The sequence below is a fragment of the Streptomyces sp. NBC_01508 genome, from assembly GCF_045040315.1.
GTDB lineage: Bacteria > Actinomycetota > Actinomycetes > Streptomycetales > Streptomycetaceae > Streptomyces.
In genome coordinates this window covers 4,269,890-4,284,721 of sequence record NZ_CP109419.1, presented here as the reverse complement: position 1 = coordinate 4,284,721, position 14,832 = coordinate 4,269,890, and the positions used below count along the sequence as shown (strand labels likewise).

The following is a 14,832-nucleotide window of genomic DNA, read 5'->3' as shown; positions in this document are numbered from 1 at the left end:
TCATGGGTGGGAACTGGCTGACCGTCGACAGCGCGGGAGCCCGGCCGCCGGGAGGCGGCCGGGCTCCCGGACTGAGTCGGTGCCGGTCAGATGTGCCGGGTCGGAACTGTCGATGTCACTGCTGAGCTCCCGCTGAGGGGTCAGCGATCTGGGCTTCGAGGTCGGCGACGCGGCGGTCCTGGAAGCGGAGGTTGGATCGGGCGGCCTTGAGGCGTTCGTCGAGGGTGCGGTTGTCGGTGGTGAGTTGGCGGACGCGCTGTTTGAGGGTGGTGTTCTCGGTGGTGATCCGCTGGACAGCTTCCTGGGTCCATTCGGCCTCCAAGTCGCGGACCTGGCCGAGGAGTTCACCGATTCGATTGCGCTGGGTGAGGATCTCGGTGTGGGCGGCCTTGAGGGCTTCCTCGGCGTTGAGAGCCCGTTCGCGCCAGGTCGCCTCACGGGCGTCGTCCTGGTCGGCGAGCATCTGGGTCCGGCGTTCGCCGGCATCGGCAATCGCCGCGGCGAACGCGGCTCTGGCCTCGGTGTTGTTGTAGAGGAAGGTGCGCGAGACGTCTGCTCGGCGGGCGACGGCGGCGACGCTGACCTGGGCCTTCTCGCGCCGGAGTCGGGCGATGGCCTGGTGGACGCGTTGGAGGGCGGTCTCGGTCTTGTGGCGGCGGGCGGCCAGGGCCGCTGCGGTGCGGGGCTCGGGAACGGTCGGGGTGTTCATGAGGCGTCCTGTTCGGGATCGTCGCCGTCGGCTGTGCACGTATCGCTGTACTCGTCCGGCTCGTCGCTGCCCGCGTCGGCGAGGTCGGTGGCGCGGAAGGCGGTGGACCAGACGCGGTGGAAGTAGTCCTGGGGTTTGCGCAGGTCCAGGGCGAGTGCGTCGTCGAGGAGGCCGAGGCCGGCCAGGGCCTTCTCCAGGCCGTCGATGGCGCGGGCGGTGGGCTCGAAGTAGCGGTGGAGGTAGTCGGCGGTGGCATCGTCGGGGGCGCCCTCGGCCAGCAGTTGCCACTGCTCGCGTTTGCGGCGCCAGTAGAGGAGGTCGGCGCCGGAGAGTACGAACTTGTCACAGTTGTGGCAGTCGAGGTTCCAGGGGCAGGCGCCGCCGTCGACGACGGGCTGGAAGGTGCAGAACCCGCCCTCGGCCGGGGTGCTGCGGCGTGACAGGTCGATCGCCAGAGCTTGAGCCTGCTGGCGAGTAAGCGGGGTGCTCTCCCCGGCCAGAAGCTCGCCGGGCTGGGCGGCGCCGGGGCCGGCGACCCAGACCTGCTGGAGTACGTTTTCCAGATCGGTGCTGGTCAGATGGACGTAGTGCTCTGCCATCCGGTCGCTGACCTGTCCCAGATACCGGCGGATGTGGGTGAGCGTCGCCCCGTGGCGCAACAGGCTGGTGGCCAGAGTATGGCGGGCCTGGTGGGGGACGTAGTGGCCGAGGTCCATGGCGTCCACCCAGGGCCGGAACCGGCTGTAGAACCACTGGTGGGTAAGCGACACCGTCCCGTCCTGGCTGCGGTAGACCGTGGGAAACAGGGCCAGTCCGGTGCGTTGGGCACCGGTCGGCCGGTAGCCGTAGCGGGCGGTGAAACGGTCCAGGGTCTTGCGCTGGCGTTCGGCGAGCATCTCGTAGAGGCGTTCAGGTATGCGGATCGCGACGTCGTAGTTGCCGACCTTGGTCTGGTCGTGCCAGAACATCGCCAAGCCGCCGTAGCGGCCGATGCAGTCCCACCGAACCTTGATCACCTCGCTGATGCGGCGGCCGGTGGTGACGGCGGTCTCCCAGATGTCGCGGGCACCGTTGTCGTTGACGTCGTAGGTAGCGGCGAGATCAGCCAGGTTCGCCTCGTCGGCCAGAGCCCGGGCAACTTCGTCAGGGAAGGGGCGACGCGCGGTCCGGCCGGTGGTGGCGCCAGCTGCCGGGAACACGGTGATGAACTCCCGTTCCAGACCGAGCACTTCGGCGGCACCGGTGTCCAGCGCGTCGCGCATCAGTTTGCGAACGGCGTTGAACACGACCGACCGTGTGGTGGTGGTGACGATGCCCGCGGTCCCGTCCGGCCGTTTCACGGCCAGCGAGGGGAGCCCTTCACGTTCTCGATGACGCTGGTCGGCGACGAATTGCTGGGCGTGTTCTTCCGGCAGAACCGCAGGGTCGTGGCCACCGCCAGGAGCCTCCACCTCCAGGAAGGCCCCCAGTTCGACGGCCGCTCGGCGCAGACCATCGATCGGGCCGGCCGAGCGAGGACAGCGCGGCGACCGCAGCAGGTCCGCCAAGTAGTCCCAGGTCAGATCCCGCAACCAACGCTGAGGGATGCCGGTCAGGTCGAGGTGGCTCATCCGATGCGGGAACAGCACCCCGAAATGCTCGGTCTCCAGGAAGCCGGCGTCCTTGGCTTCCTGCGGGGTGAAGTAGATCAACCGCAGCTCATGCAGGATCTCCTTGGCGATCGCCCCGGTGAACGCGGCAGTGCCACCGGCCCCGAACTCGAAGTCGACCAGCGAGTTCACTTCCAACATGCGGCACGTGGTCACCAGCGACCGGATCCAGCCCAGATCCCACCGGCTGGGCCGGGCCCGGCGGGTGTGGACGAACAGCCACCACTGGATCTCGGCCCGCACCAGGGGACGCAGACCGCGCAGATTGATCTGCCCCGGCCATGGATGTGCGGGAACGGCAGCGCACCAGCGCCGGAACGCCGCTTGGTCGCCGTACTCGATCGGGACCGTTCTCCCGAACTTCTCGTATCGCTGCCACCAGCTGTGCGGCATCGCGGCGTCACCGGGCCTGCCGTCACGGAGGTAGCGGCTGCCGTGCCACGAGCACAGTCCCAGCGGGGAGTCAGCCAAATCCGCGCAGACGACCGCGTCGCAGGGCCCGTAGCCGGGACACGGCTGTTCGCCGCTCACCCAGGTGGCGAAGGAGCCGCTGTTATCCCTCTCCTTCTTGCGCGCGACCCACCGGCTCAAATGGCGCTGGCACAGCCGTAGATCACTGTGTGCTGCGGGCCGGTCAGGGCAGATCTGGCAGATGGCCGCTTCCGCTCCGACGTGCCTCTCCAACCCCTGGGCGGCTGCCACGAAGGCGGCTCGGCCCACGCCGCGCTCGCTGTCGCAGACCCATTGCCGCTGATGCTCCGAGCACAGGTCCGACCCGCCCGTCCGAGTGCGTTCACAACTGGCGACGACGCACTCCCACCGGTAGATCGCGTGACCACGCGGGATCTCGATGATGTCGGGCCGGTAGACCGGGTCGAAGGATGGTCCGCCAATCAGCGCGGTCAGGATCTCCAGCCGGTCGCGACCGACCCGGTCCGGACGCTCGTCGAACAGCGGCCGAAGATACTCCTGCCGCCTCATCACGCCTCACCCCAGACGGCACGCAGTGCGGCGTCGAACACCGGGTCGTGGACATCGACGTGCCCGTAGACCTCGTCGACCATTGCAGCCGACGCCCAGCCGCCGGCGTCCCGGGCGATCAGCGTGTTGCCGTCGGCGGCGTCGAGAACCGCGGAAGTGAACGAGTGCCGGAAGGCGTGGGGTTTCACGATCCCCAGACCGGCGCGTTTCCCGGCCCGGCCGAGCATCCGCCGGGCCCCGACCGTCGCCCACGGCTGCCCGGTGTCGGTGCCGTGCAGCTGGACCAGGAGCATGCCGTGTCCGGTGCCGCGTGGGTACTCGGTGGTGATGTACTCGAAGTAGCTGTGCACCATCGCCGGGCTGACCCGTTTGATCAGCCCGCCGGTCACGGTGCCGTGCTCGACCCGCCAGGGGTGCTTGGTCTTGGACTCGGCCCGGTTCGGATTACCCGGACGGTGACAGACGTGCAGGTGCGGGGTGCGGCACTCACCGCAGGCCGCGTTCTCGCGCAGGTGCAGGTCGACCAGGTGCAGCCCGCAGAGTTCGCCGATACGCAGGCCGCCATCGGCGAGCCAGTCGACGACCAACCGGTCGCGGGCTGCGTTCACCGTGGCCAGCAGCTTCTCCCTCGCGCCGTCCGGGAGCATCTTGGGATGCCGACGGTGCGGTCCCGAGGGCGCGAGCGGGTTGGTCGGCAGCGTCGACTTCACGTGCCCGAGGAACGAGCGGCGCCGGTCCACCCGTGACGGCAGCCGGGACGTGTCGAGCTTCTTGCCGAGTTCTCCGTTCACGCCGAGGGAGGCTTGGTGCAGGTAGAAGCCCTTGAGGCAGGCTGCCGCCGTCGACAGCGCGGAGCGGCCGTAGGGGCGCTTGCCGACCCGCCATGGCTCGCCGAGCGGCATAAGCACCTCGGCACCCACGATTCCCATGTACCGCTCAAGGTCCCGCAGTTGGACCGCGATGAAGGTCAGGCACTCTCGCTCCAGCCACCGCAGATGGTCCACCAGCAGATACGCGTACGTCCCCTGCGTCCCCGAACCATCATGCAGACGCAGGAACCGGTCCGCCTCCGTGTGGATACTGCCCTCGGGCCACACGATCGTCCACGACCGCCGCCCGTCCTTCCGCTCGATCTGCTGGACCCTCAAGTCCCCGACCACAACGTGCCGTGTCACTTGTCCTCCGTACCGACTCCAGAACATGACAGACGTCCCGGACACGGTCGGTAAACAAGCCCAGGACGTGCTGGTCACAGTCCCAGACGGACATCACGGGCAGGACTACCGGCGGTCGGTAAAGTCGATGATGCCGAGCTGGGTCTCGCAGGAAAGGACGCAGTCCAGGGCGTGACTGGCCAGGGCTGCCGCGTTCGCCCGGTCGGTGGCCGGGTGGCCGAAGTACTCGCAGATCATCCGGTTCAGGGTTCGCAGGGTGGTGTTCGAGGTAAGGCCGACGCGGAAGACGGGGATGCGTTCGTGTCCGGCCTCGGTGACCGTGGACAGGCGGCGCATCTGCTGGCGGTCGAAGTCGCGGCCGAACAGGTTGGCGATGGTGGTCTTGCCCAGGCCCGGCAGGGCGTCGATGACGGCGGCTGAACGGATGCGGTCGCCGTCCTGCCGGTTGCTGGCCACGATCTGTTCGAGTTCGTCGTGGATGCCCGCGAGCTGCGGCGTCTGCACGATGCCGAAGTTCGCGTGCCAGTCGTGGCGCGCGTCGTTGTAGTCCTCGGCTGCCGCCTCACCCAGCGCGGCCAGTTGGGGCCGGGTCAAAGTGTCGGGCCGCTGCCGTGGCGGGGCGTCGGCGAAGCGGCGCCAGCCTTCCTTGCGGGAGAGACTGAACAGGTTGGGCTGCCTCACTCGATCACCTCGAAGGCGTCGGCGTGGAAGTCGTCGCCCACGGGGGCGTCGAACAGCTCGTCTTCCTCGTCGCTGTCTCCGGTCGGCAGCTCGGGCACCAACGTCAGTTCCGGAGGCGTCAGTGGGCCGGACTGCTCGGGCAGCATCGGCAGGGACAGAGCGTCGCGTTCCGCCGACAGCCGCACTGCCATGCGGCGTTCGCGCCGGTCGGTGACCATGCCCTGGTCCCAGCGGGTCAGAAGATCCGCGAGCGCCTGCGAGGCATCGATGTGCCGGCCCTCGCGTGCGGCCAGGCGACGTGCATATCCGGCGGCCTCGCCGCTGAACGCCATTGTCAGTGCAGGAGCGTGTTCCCAGAGCAGCGGATGCCAGGAGTCGTCGGCCGGGTCCTGGAAGTAGACGAACCGCACGTCATCGGGGTTGACGTGGATCGGCCACTGCCGCCCCAAACCCGTGTAGGGGCTGGGTGCGTTGCGGTAGCCGTCCAGCACGGGCCCGTTGTAACGCAGGCCATCGACCTCGACGCCGTAGTGCTGAATCGTGCGCGGCTTGACCGCCAGGAACTGAAAGGCCAGGTCCGGCGAGGCTGGCATGCGAAGGCGCCCGGCGCGGGCCAGACCGATGCGCAGCATCTCCAGCGGGGACAGCGACAGCTTCGGCCACTGCGGAACGACCAGCCCGTCATGCTCACGGCGGTGCTAGACCTCCGTGATCCACTCGCGGACGATCTCCTCCACCTCATGAATGAAGAAGAACGCGGCGTCCTCGACCGCCTGTCCGCGGCTGTGGACGTCGGGCCCCTTGTAGGCAGGAAGGTGCTGGATCAGCCCTTCTCGCAGGGTTCGGAAGAAGCGTTCGACGGTCGGCTTGTCCGTGGGCTTCTTGGGCTGGGCCGGCTGAATGGACATCCCCAGACGGGTGCAGACGCCGATCACGTGTGCGGACGTGAATGCCCGCCCGTGGTCGATGACCAGCGTCTCCGGCGGACACAGCCCGCCGCCCGGCACCAGTCCGTCCTCAGCGAACACCACCTCGTCCCATAGCCCGTGGTAGGGCGCCAGCGGGGGCCGGGCCGTGTCCTCCAGCGGCGGGCAGGGCCTCGAACAGCACGGCGGCGACGTCCACCGCCTTCGTGGAGCAGGCCGTCACTCGCAAGCCGACAATGCAGCGCGAGAACAGATCCTGTGCGACGGTGAGTTGGAGCGGAACCCAGCGGCAGGTCACCGGTTCCATCGCATAGATGTCCAGGTCCTGGGTGTCGAGCACGACGTACTCACCGGGCCGGGTGGCCCGCAGTCGCCCGTAAGTGCCCTGTGGCCTCTCCGCGATCGAGCGGCGGGCCTTGGCGCTGCCGGAGACCGCGTTCGTGCCCTTGGCCAGCCAGGCGAGCCGGGTGTAGGCCGTGCTCCGGGACGGGACAGGGACAGTGCCCTTGCCGTAATCGCAGTTCAGTCGTTCTTCGGCCCGCCGCAGCAGGGCCGACCTCGTGGGGGGCGAGCCGGTCACCGACTCGGCCATCACTCGGCGCACTGCCTCCTCCCACCGGGGATCGACGCTTGATGTCCTTCCCGCGCGGCATCGGCGAGGCCGGCCTCGCCGCTTCCCCGGTAGGCGGTCAGCCACCGCTGAAGCGTGCGAGGCGAAACACCCAGCTCAGCGGCCTTGGCCGCAGTCCGGTCCTTCAGCGGCAGATCGGGATCGTAGGCGGGCCTCGGCTCGGTCGGCAGAGCACTGCCGGGGTGCCCGGACCGGTAACCGCTGAGCACCTCGCGGACGTGCCCCGCCCGTTCCTGAAGACGCTGACGCTGGTCGGCCGACAAGCTCGCCAGCAGCATGCCGACCCCGTCCGCCGCGGCCGGGGCGGGATCCCCGATCGACCGGGCTCCGGCTGCCAGCCGTCCGAGCGGAATGGAACTGTACTCGCCCGTCCGTTCGTTGCGGACGGGCGTCTGCAGACCCTCGATGTCCACGATCTCGACGACGTCACCGCCGAAGAAGAGCCGGGCTCCCGCGAACAGGGGCATGGCGTAGGCGTTCATGCCGCCACCCGGATTCGGCTGGCACGGTTGAGCGGAGCACGCAGGTCTGCGACGAGCTGGCCGGACCAGACCAAGTGCAGGACGACCGGTCGGACGATCTCGCGCGGCTGTCCGGCCAGCGCGGACTCGATTCCGCCGATGGTCGGCTGGTTGGCAGCGGCCTCCAGCACCCGCGCGATGAGCGAGGTCTCCACCAGGTCGCGGCGCCGGTAGCCGGCCAGGAAGCGGACGTTCTCCACGATGGCAGGCTCGGCCCCCGACCAGTCTCATAGACCCAGCCGCGACGCGAACACACCTGGCGTGTCCAGTCGAACTGTGCGATCACCTTGGGATCCTTCATGCGGGAGGGGGCTTTGACGTCCACGACGGTCACCAGACCGTCGGCATGGACGAGGAACAGATCGGGAACATGGCGGCGGGTGCGTGCACCGTCTGGGCCGACCAGCTGGAAGGGCTGGGCCGCGATCTCCGTGACCTCACTGGCGAAGTCAGCGATCAGGATGCGGGCGAGCTCCAACCGGCTCTCGTAGGCCACCATTCGGCCCGTTGTCGAGGCGTGATACCAGCCCGAGTAGTGCTTCCGGCCGCGATACCAGCGGAACTCGCGTACAGGGACTCCGCCGGCGACTTCGTCCACCGGAACACGGTCGAGCTCGGCCTCGACCAGCCGCCCGTTGCTCTGCCGGTACGTGGCCTGGACTGTCCGGCTATCTGTCGCGGCATCGTCGCCTGTACCAGTCCGCATGGTCGCCCCTTCGTGTCCGATGTCTTCGACACCAGGACACTGGCCGCCACCAGCGCTGGCCTGAGCGGAACGGAGGACAAACCAAACGAAAGACTGGACCGCAGACCGCCAGGGTGACGCTGGCGCTGTACCGAGTGGAGACTCAGCGGGACGAGTCGAACGACAAGTTGATGACAAGTCGCTTGGACAACGACATCTCTATTCGGAACCTACAAAGATCTTGGCTCAGGTCTGCGCCATGTCCACGAAGCGCGAGTAATGGCCCTGGAACGCCACTGTGATCGTCGCCGTCGGGCCGTTACGGTGCTTGGCCACGATCAGGTCCGCCTCGCCCGCGCGTGGTGACTCCTTCTCGTACGCGTCCTCCCGATGCAGCAACACCACCATGTCCGCGTCCTGCTCGATGGAGCCCGACTCGCGCAGGTCGGAGACCATCGGCTTCTTGTCCGTGCGCTGCTCGGGGCCACGGTTCAGCTGGGAGAGCGCGATCACCGGCAGTTCCAGCTCCTTCGCCAGCAGCTTGAGGTTTCGCGACATGTCCGAGACCTCCTGCTGGCGGCTCTCCGCGCGCTTCGAGCCGCCGGACTGCATCAGCTGGAGGTAGTCGATGACCACCAGCTTCAGTCCGTTGCGCTGCTTGAGCCGGCGGCACTTCGCGCGGATCTCCATCATCGACAGGTTGGGCGAGTCGTCGATGTACAGCGGTGCCTGCGAGACGTCCGGCATCCGGCGGGCCAGCCGTGTCCAGTCCTCGTCCGTCATCGTGCCTGAGCGCATGTGGTGCAGCGCCACCCGCGCCTCCGCCGAGAGCAGGCGCATCGCGATCTCGTTGCGCCCCATCTCCAGCGAGAAGATGACACTCGGCAGGTTGTTCTTGATGGAGGCCGCACGCGCGAAGTCCAGCGCGAGCGTGCTGTTGTGGGTGGGGATCATCGAACGCGTCGCGAGATACAGGTGCGCGGGATTGTCCACCTGGACGCAGCGGACCGGGACGCTCTCGACCTCCTGGACGTCCGTGATGAAGCGACGCCGCGGCTCGTCGGCGGTCGTGAATTCGACCGTGTAGGACGTCGAAGACGAGGAGGACGAGGAGGCCTCCTCCGGCCGGCCGATGACGCGCCCGGTCGACATCCCGCACCGGTATCCGAGGCTCAGCACCAGCTCACGGAAGCCCTCGGCGAGGACCCGCTCCGTGACGGCGAACCGCACGGAGCCCGTGCTGTGCACGGTGCCGTCGGTGTCGAGAAGGCCTGCGAGGAGCGCCCGACGCTGCGGGACCGAGGCCCGTAGATACTCCTGAGGGATGTGTCTGTTCCCCAGGACTCCCAGGTCGCGCAGGCCGACGAGGAGGCTGTCGTGCCGCCCCGGCGGCTCGGGGTCGCGGAGCCAGGCGCCCAGCGCGTGCGCGGGGACCGGGAGAGCGCGCTCGGGCAGGTCGAGCGGCGCGGTCGTCCGTACGGAGTGGTTCGTGCCTCGATCGGACGTCACACATCGGACCGTTTCGGCGATCTCCTTGGTGGTCCTGACCGAGGCGGACGTCCGCGGATCGGACCGGCGGGACGCGCGGGTTTCCGTGAGCCACTGGTGTTCGGCATCGGCGACGACGCTCGCCCCGTCGTCGAACGAGATCCGGTAGCAGGGGCGGTCGCGCATGATGTCGGTCGCCGCCACCACACGTGTCGGTCGGCCCGTCGCGTCGAGAAGCAGGTCGCCCGGCCGTACCTCTCCCATGGTGGTCCAGCCGGTGGGCGTCGGCAGTGGGGTGTCCAGGGCAAGGGCCTTGCCCATGGCGGGGCGGGCCGCGATGACGATCATCTGGCCGGGGTGCAGCCCGTTCGTGAGCGAGTCGAAGTCCGTGAATCCCGTCGGCACACCCGTCATCTCACCGCTGCGTGAACCGATCGCCTCGATCTCGTCGAGCGCGCCCTCCATGATGTCGCCGAGGGGCAGATAGTCCTCGCTGGTGCGCTGCTCGGTGACCGCGTAGATCTCGGCCTGGGCGGAGTTGACGATCTCGTCGACGTCTCCGTCCGCCGCGTATCCCATCTGCGTGATCTTGGTGCCGGCCTCGACCAGACGGCGCAGCACCGCGCGCTCGTGCACGATCTCCGCGTAGTACGACGCGTTCGCGGCCGTCGGCACCGACTGGACCAGCGTGTGCAGATACGACGCTCCGCCGACCCGGGTGATCTCGCCGCGCTTGGTCAGCTCGGCGGCCACCGTGATGGGGTCGGCCGGCTCGCCCTTCGCGTACAGGTCGAGGACCGCCTGGAAGACCGTCTCGTGGGCGGGGCGGTAGAAGTCGTGGCCCTTGATGATCTCCACGACGTCGGCGATGGCGTCCTTGGAGAGCAGCATGCCGCCGAGCACGGACTGTTCGGCGTCCAGGTCCTGGGGGGGCACCCGCTCGAAGCCGGGTGATCCGCCGTCCCACGAGGCATTGTCCCGGCCGCGCTCGTGCTGTTCGTCGCGGCCTCTTCCCTCACCTCGGCGCTGGCGGGAGACCGGCAGGCGGTCACTCGGGCCGGCTTCGGTCCAGGGGTCGTCCAACGGCTCGGGAATGCTCATCCGGCCACCTCCTCCCGTCCGCCAAGCGGACCTCGCCGTGCCACTCTTTCTACGGCACGACACTGACAAATCGAGTGGCCTGACTCGGGTTCCGGCGCGTCGGACGTCGGTCCACGGTAGGCCCGCGGGGACCGTCCGCCAATCTGGTTATCCACAGGCCATGTGGACGAAGGACCATATGCTGTGGAGAACTCCGGTGAACCTGTGCACGGACCGGGGGACAGCACTGTGGACAACCTCGCGGCCCTCTCACCACACAGGATCTGACCTGGCCTTTCTCCGTCCACCGGCTGTGGGGGAGAAAAACTTTCCAAGCTGGTCCAAGATCCGAGCAAACGGCGCACAGCAGCGCCCGAATCTCCTCGGTCGGTAAGGATCGCAGTGGCATTGCATCTCTTACCTGTGGAAGATTAGATTGAGCGGATGACACAGGTCCCCACGGCATCCAAGGCAGGCCGCCGACGGCACGACCGCGAAATCATCGCGCTCGCCGTACCCGCCTTCGGCGCCCTCGTCGCCGAGCCTCTCTTCCTGATGGTCGACAGCGCGGTCGTCGGCCATCTCGGCACCCCGCAGCTCGCCGGTCTGGCGATCGCGGCGGCCCTGCTGACCACAGCCGTGAGCATCTTCGTCTTCCTCGCCTACGCCACCACGGCGGCCGTCGCACGCCGCGTCGGCGCGGGTGATCTTCAGGCCGCCGTCCGGCAGGGCATGGACGGGATCTGGCTCGCCCTGCTGCTGGGCGCCGTCGTCATCGCCGTCACCCTGCCCCTGGCACCCTGGCTCGTCTCCGTCTTCGGCGCCTCGGACACCGCCGCCCCGTACGCGATCACCTATCTGCGCATATCCAGCCTCGGTATCCCGGCCATGCTGGTCGTCCTGGCGGCGACCGGCGTCCTGCGCGGTCTCCAGGACACCCGGACCCCGCTGTACGTCGCCATCGGCGGCTTCGGCGCGAACGCGGTCCTCAACGTGGTGCTCGTCTACGGCGCCGGCCTCGGCATCGCCGGTTCCGCCTGGGGCACCGTCATCGCCCAGTTCGGCATGGCCGCCGCCTATCTGGTGGTCGTCGTACGAGGCGCCCGCCGCCATGGCGCCTCGCTGCGTCCCGACCTCGCCGGCATACGGGCGAGCGCCCACGCGGGCGTCCCTCTTCTGGTCCGTACGCTCTCCCTGCGCGCGGTCCTGATGATCGCCACCGCCGTCGCCGCCCGGCTCGGCGACGCCGATGTCGCCGCGCACCAGATCATCCTGTCGCTGTGGAGCCTGATGGCCTTCGCGCTCGACGCCATCGCGATCGCCGGACAGGCGATCATCGGCCGGTATCTGGGCGCGAACGACCCCCAGGGCGCCAGGGACGTCTGCCGTCGCATGGTGCAGTGGGGCGTGGTCTCCGGCGTCGGACTCGGGGTGCTCATCGTGCTGGCACGCCCGCTGTTCATCCCGCTCTTCACGGGCGATCAAGTGGTCCAGGACACCTTGCTGCCCGCGCTTCTGGTGGTGGCGGTCACCCAGCCGGTCGCGGGCATCGTCTTCGTCCTGGACGGTGTACTGATGGGCGCGGGCGACGGCCCCTATCTGGCAAAGGCGATGGTGGTGACGCTGGCCGTCTTCGCACCGGTCGCCCTGCTGGTGCCGGTGTTCGGCGGCGGGCTCACCGCCCTGTGGTGGGCCATGACGCTGATGATGGCGGTCCGCATGCTGACGCTCTGGCTGCGCACCCGGTCCGGCCACTGGCTGGTCACCGGCGCCACGCGCTGAGGGTTCCGCGTCGTTTCACGTGAAACGACGCCGACGCACCAAACACCCAGAGCACACAGAGCACAATCGCCGGACGGGCCTGAGCCCGTCCGGCGATTGAGGACAGAACACGCAGCCCGTCCGGCGATTGAGCAGCGAGTCCGGTCGGAGCCCTAGGCGGGCACGACCTCGACGCCGAACTTCGCGGCGACCTCGGGGTGCAGACGCACGGACACCTGGTGCGAGCCCAGGGTCTTGATCGGCGAACCGAGCTCGATACGACGCTTGTCGACCTCCGGACCACCGGCGGACTTGATCGCCGAAGCGAGGTCGGCCGGGGTGACGGAGCCGAAGAGACGGCCGGCGTCGCCGGAGCGAACAGCCAGACGCACCTTCACACCTTCGAGGCGGGCCTTGATCTCGTTGGCCTGCTCGATGGTGGCGATCTCGTGGATCTTGCGAGCACGACGAATCTGCTCGACGTCCTTCTCGCCACCCTTGGTCCAGCGGATCGCGAAACCACGCGGGACCAGGTAGTTGCGGGCGTAACCGTCCTTGACGTCGACGACGTCGCCGGCGGTACCGAGGCCGGAGACCTCGTGAGTGAGGATGATCTTCATGATTAGGTCACCCTCCCCTTATCGCGCGGTGGACGTGTAGGGCAGCAGCGCCATCTCACGGCTGTTCTTGACTGCCGTGGCGACATCACGCTGGTGCTGCGTGCAGTTGCCGGTGACGCGGCGGGCACGGATCTTGCCGCGGTCGGAAATGAACTTCCGCAGCATGTTCGTGTCCTTGTAGTCCACGTACTGGGTCTTGTCCTTGCAGAATGCGCAGACCTTTTTCTTAGGCTTGCGCACAGGCGGCTTCGCCATGGTGTTTCTCCTGTGTGATCAAGAAAGTGGGAGCGAACTGCCCTAGAAGGGCGGCTCGTCCGAGTAGCCGCCGCCGGAACCACCGGAGCCGCCGGAGCTTCCGCCCCAACCGCCTCCGTTGCCCCCGCCGCCCTGCGGCTGCTGCGGGGCACCGCCGGCCGGCGCGCTGGTCGCCCAGGGGTCGTCGGCGGATGCTCCGCCGCCGCCCTGCTGGCCGCCGCCACCGGGACCGCCGCCCCAGTTGCCGCCGCCCTGCTGCTGACCGCCGCCACCGCCGCCGTAACCGCCCTGGGCACCGCGACCGGTGGTCTTGGTGACCTTGGCCGTGGCGGTCTTCAGGCTGGGGCCGACTTCCTCGACGTCCAGCTCGTAGACCGTGCGCTTGACGCCCTCGCGGTCCTCGTAGGACCGCTGCTTCAGCCGGCCCTGCACGACAACGCGCATGCCCCGCTGAAGCGACTCGGCGACATTCTCCGCCGCCTGACGCCAGACCGAGCAGGTGAGGAACAGGCCATCGCCGTCCTTCCACTCATTGGTCTGCTTGTCGAAAATGCGGGGAGTGGACGCGACACGGAACTTCGCGACCGCCGCACCGGACGGGGTGAAGCGCAGCTCGGGGTCGTCGACGAGATTGCCGACGACCGTGATGACGGTCTCGCCTGCCATTGGGTGAACCTCTCGGCGGGGATTGCTTCTGCTGCTGGCTGCTACTCGGACCCGATGACCGCTGAGCTAAGAGCTCAGTGGGTCTCGGGACGGAGGACCTTGGTCCGGAGGACCGACTCGTTCAGGTTCATCTGTCGGTCGAGCTCCTTGACGATCGCGGGCTCAGCCTGCAGATCGATGACCGAGTAGATGCCCTCGGGCTTCTTCTTGATCTCGTAAGAGAGACGACGACGGCCCCAGGTGTCGACCTTCTCCACCTTTCCGTCGCCCTCACGGACGACGGAGAGGAAGTTCTCGATCAGCGGGGAGACTGCTCGCTCCTCGAGATCGGGGTCGAGGATGACCATCACCTCGTAGTGACGCATGTGGAACCCACCTCCTTTGGACTCAGCGGCCACGGTCGTTCCGTGGCAGGAGGGTCGTGATGCGTGAGCAACGGTATCGGCGACCACTGACAATCCCGCCAATCCCGCTCGACGAGCGATGATCGCGTTCTGGCCTGGGCAGACACCGGTGCAGACCGTACAGACTACCTCTTGACCGGCTTCCGGTTGAAATCAGGCCGCGTAGGGCCGCACGCTGTACACATCGGGTGTGGGCGGCGCTACGGTGCGCCGCCTTCCGGCAAGGCGCCAGGAGGTGCCCCATGGCACAGGCAATGCAACCCATGCGACCGAAGACCACCGGTTCGCTCTTCGCCACCGACCACCGGCCCCATCCCCTCCAGGACATCCTGCTCTGGGTGACGGCGGTGCTGGGTGTCACGGCCTTCGTCTCCGGGATGTTCCACAACCTGCATCTGCTCAGCTCCTGGGCAGGGCTCATCGGCATCCTCACCGGTCTGTACAGCCAGTACGTCTCCGTGACGACCCACGAGCGGTTCGCGACGCTCATGGGCCTGGGCTCTGCGGCGGTCGGCTTCTATCTCGGGATGGCACACGGCGGCCTCTTCGGCGGAGTGCTGGGCTGAGAACCGCTCCGCCCCGTGGCCAGCCGGGGCGCTC

Annotated in this window: 16 protein-coding genes and 1 pseudogene; 2 read left to right on the top strand and 15 right to left on the bottom strand. The window is 68.2% G+C overall.

Going from position 1 to position 14,832, the window contains the following annotated elements:
• Positions 1 to 115 precede the first annotated feature (115 nt).
• The 11 genes and pseudogenes from OG700_RS19805 to dnaB all read right to left on the bottom strand — a co-directional run bounded on the left by OG700_RS19805 (position 116) and on the right by dnaB (position 10,337).
• The gene (locus OG700_RS19805) at positions 116 to 709 is read right to left on the bottom strand and encodes a DUF6262 family protein (protein ID WP_405615389.1); all 594 of its coding nucleotides are present in this window, start codon (positions 707 to 709) and stop codon (positions 116 to 118) included.
• The gene (locus OG700_RS19800; RefSeq protein WP_405615387.1) at positions 706 to 3,339 is read right to left on the bottom strand and encodes a tyrosine-type recombinase/integrase; all 2,634 of its coding nucleotides are present in this window, start codon (positions 3,337 to 3,339) and stop codon (positions 706 to 708) included. Before OG700_RS19800 ends, OG700_RS19805 begins: the two co-directional genes overlap by 4 nt.
• Entirely contained in the window at positions 3,339 to 4,514 is a 1,176-nt protein-coding gene (locus tag OG700_RS19795; protein ID WP_405615385.1) for a tyrosine-type recombinase/integrase, read from the bottom strand. The genes OG700_RS19800 and OG700_RS19795 overlap by 1 nt, the downstream gene beginning before the upstream one ends.
• A gap of 105 nt (positions 4,515 to 4,619) precedes the next feature.
• Positions 4,620 to 5,195 carry an AAA family ATPase gene (locus tag OG700_RS19790; RefSeq protein ID WP_405615383.1) on the bottom strand — a complete coding sequence of 192 codons (576 nt, stop codon included), beginning with the start codon at positions 5,193 to 5,195 and terminating at the stop codon, positions 4,620 to 4,622.
• A complete protein-coding gene (locus OG700_RS19785; RefSeq protein ID WP_405615381.1) occupies positions 5,192 to 5,827 on the bottom strand; it encodes a Mu transposase C-terminal domain-containing protein in 636 nt (211 codons plus the stop codon). The genes OG700_RS19790 and OG700_RS19785 overlap by 4 nt, the downstream gene beginning before the upstream one ends.
• A gap of 66 nt (positions 5,828 to 5,893) precedes the next feature.
• Entirely contained in the window at positions 5,894 to 6,223 is a 330-nt protein-coding gene (locus tag OG700_RS19780) for a hypothetical protein (RefSeq protein WP_405615379.1), read from the bottom strand.
• Positions 6,213 to 6,725: a hypothetical protein gene (locus tag OG700_RS19775; RefSeq protein ID WP_405615377.1), complete on the bottom strand. Its 513-nt coding sequence runs from the start codon at positions 6,723 to 6,725 to the stop codon at positions 6,213 to 6,215. Before OG700_RS19775 ends, OG700_RS19780 begins: the two co-directional genes overlap by 11 nt.
• Positions 6,713 to 7,234, bottom strand: a complete 522-nt coding sequence (locus tag OG700_RS19770; RefSeq protein WP_405615375.1) for a helix-turn-helix domain-containing protein — start codon at positions 7,232 to 7,234, stop codon at positions 6,713 to 6,715. Before OG700_RS19770 ends, OG700_RS19775 begins: the two co-directional genes overlap by 13 nt.
• Positions 7,231 to 7,473, bottom strand: coding sequence for a hypothetical protein (locus OG700_RS19765; protein WP_405622274.1), 243 nt, complete (start codon positions 7,471 to 7,473; stop codon positions 7,231 to 7,233). Before OG700_RS19765 ends, OG700_RS19770 begins: the two co-directional genes overlap by 4 nt.
• A gap of 77 nt (positions 7,474 to 7,550) precedes the next feature.
• A pseudogene (locus OG700_RS19760) lies at positions 7,551 to 7,979 on the bottom strand (TnsA-like heteromeric transposase endonuclease subunit); the annotation flags it as partial.
• Between the two features lie 225 nt (positions 7,980 to 8,204).
• Positions 8,205 to 10,337, bottom strand: a complete 2,133-nt coding sequence (dnaB, locus tag OG700_RS19755) for a replicative DNA helicase (protein WP_405621817.1) — start codon at positions 10,335 to 10,337, stop codon at positions 8,205 to 8,207.
• Between the two features lie 633 nt (positions 10,338 to 10,970).
• Between dnaB and OG700_RS19750 the strand changes: the two genes are divergently transcribed.
• Positions 10,971 to 12,308 (top strand): MATE family efflux transporter, encoded by a 1,338-nt coding sequence (locus OG700_RS19750; protein ID WP_405615373.1) that lies wholly within the window; start codon positions 10,971 to 10,973, stop codon positions 12,306 to 12,308.
• Positions 12,309 to 12,460: 152 nt separating this feature from the next.
• Here OG700_RS19750 and rplI read toward each other — a convergent pair whose 3' ends face one another.
• The 4 genes from rplI to rpsF all read right to left on the bottom strand — a co-directional run bounded on the left by rplI (position 12,461) and on the right by rpsF (position 14,193).
• On the bottom strand, positions 12,461 to 12,907 hold the full coding sequence (rplI, locus tag OG700_RS19745) for a 50S ribosomal protein L9 (RefSeq protein WP_078076236.1): 447 nt from the start codon (positions 12,905 to 12,907) through the stop codon (positions 12,461 to 12,463).
• A gap of 18 nt (positions 12,908 to 12,925) precedes the next feature.
• Positions 12,926 to 13,162 (bottom strand): 30S ribosomal protein S18, encoded by a 237-nt coding sequence (rpsR, locus tag OG700_RS19740; RefSeq protein ID WP_003967857.1) that lies wholly within the window; start codon positions 13,160 to 13,162, stop codon positions 12,926 to 12,928.
• A gap of 42 nt (positions 13,163 to 13,204) precedes the next feature.
• Positions 13,205 to 13,828 (bottom strand): single-stranded DNA-binding protein, encoded by a 624-nt coding sequence (locus OG700_RS19735; protein ID WP_405615371.1) that lies wholly within the window; start codon positions 13,826 to 13,828, stop codon positions 13,205 to 13,207.
• A gap of 74 nt (positions 13,829 to 13,902) precedes the next feature.
• A complete protein-coding gene (gene rpsF / locus OG700_RS19730; RefSeq protein ID WP_023540278.1) occupies positions 13,903 to 14,193 on the bottom strand; it encodes a 30S ribosomal protein S6 in 291 nt (96 codons plus the stop codon).
• Positions 14,194 to 14,474: 281 nt separating this feature from the next.
• On the opposite strand from rpsF, the gene OG700_RS19725 reads away from it, so the two are divergent.
• Positions 14,475 to 14,798: a hypothetical protein gene (locus tag OG700_RS19725; protein WP_405615368.1), complete on the top strand. Its 324-nt coding sequence runs from the start codon at positions 14,475 to 14,477 to the stop codon at positions 14,796 to 14,798.
• Positions 14,799 to 14,832: the final 34 nt, after the last annotated feature.

Excerpts from the sequence above, each read along its gene's own strand:
- OG700_RS19805 (WP_405615389.1), bottom strand. The coding sequence starts at position 709 with ATGAACACCCCGACCGTTCCCGAGCCCCGCACCGCAGCGGCCCTGGCC.
- OG700_RS19800 (WP_405615387.1), bottom strand. The coding sequence starts at position 3,339 with ATGAGGCGGCAGGAGTATCTTCGGCCGCTGTTCGACGAGCGTCCGGAC.
- OG700_RS19785 (WP_405615381.1), bottom strand. The coding sequence starts at position 5,827 with ATGCTGCGCATCGGTCTGGCCCGCGCCGGGCGCCTTCGCATGCCAGCC.
- OG700_RS19770 (WP_405615375.1), bottom strand. The coding sequence starts at position 7,234 with ATGAACGCCTACGCCATGCCCCTGTTCGCGGGAGCCCGGCTCTTCTTC.
- dnaB (WP_405621817.1), bottom strand. The coding sequence starts at position 10,337 with ATGCTGCTCTCCAAGGACGCCATCGCCGACGTCGTGGAGATCATCAAG.
- OG700_RS19750 (WP_405615373.1), top strand. The coding sequence starts at position 10,971 with ATGACACAGGTCCCCACGGCATCCAAGGCAGGCCGCCGACGGCACGAC.
- rplI (WP_078076236.1), bottom strand. The coding sequence starts at position 12,907 with ATGAAGATCATCCTCACTCACGAGGTCTCCGGCCTCGGTACCGCCGGC.
- rpsR (WP_003967857.1), bottom strand. The coding sequence starts at position 13,162 with ATGGCGAAGCCGCCTGTGCGCAAGCCTAAGAAAAAGGTCTGCGCATTC.
- OG700_RS19735 (WP_405615371.1), bottom strand. The coding sequence starts at position 13,828 with ATGGCAGGCGAGACCGTCATCACGGTCGTCGGCAATCTCGTCGACGAC.
- rpsF (WP_023540278.1), bottom strand. The coding sequence starts at position 14,193 with ATGCGTCACTACGAGGTGATGGTCATCCTCGACCCCGATCTCGAGGAG.
- OG700_RS19725 (WP_405615368.1), top strand. The coding sequence starts at position 14,475 with ATGGCACAGGCAATGCAACCCATGCGACCGAAGACCACCGGTTCGCTC.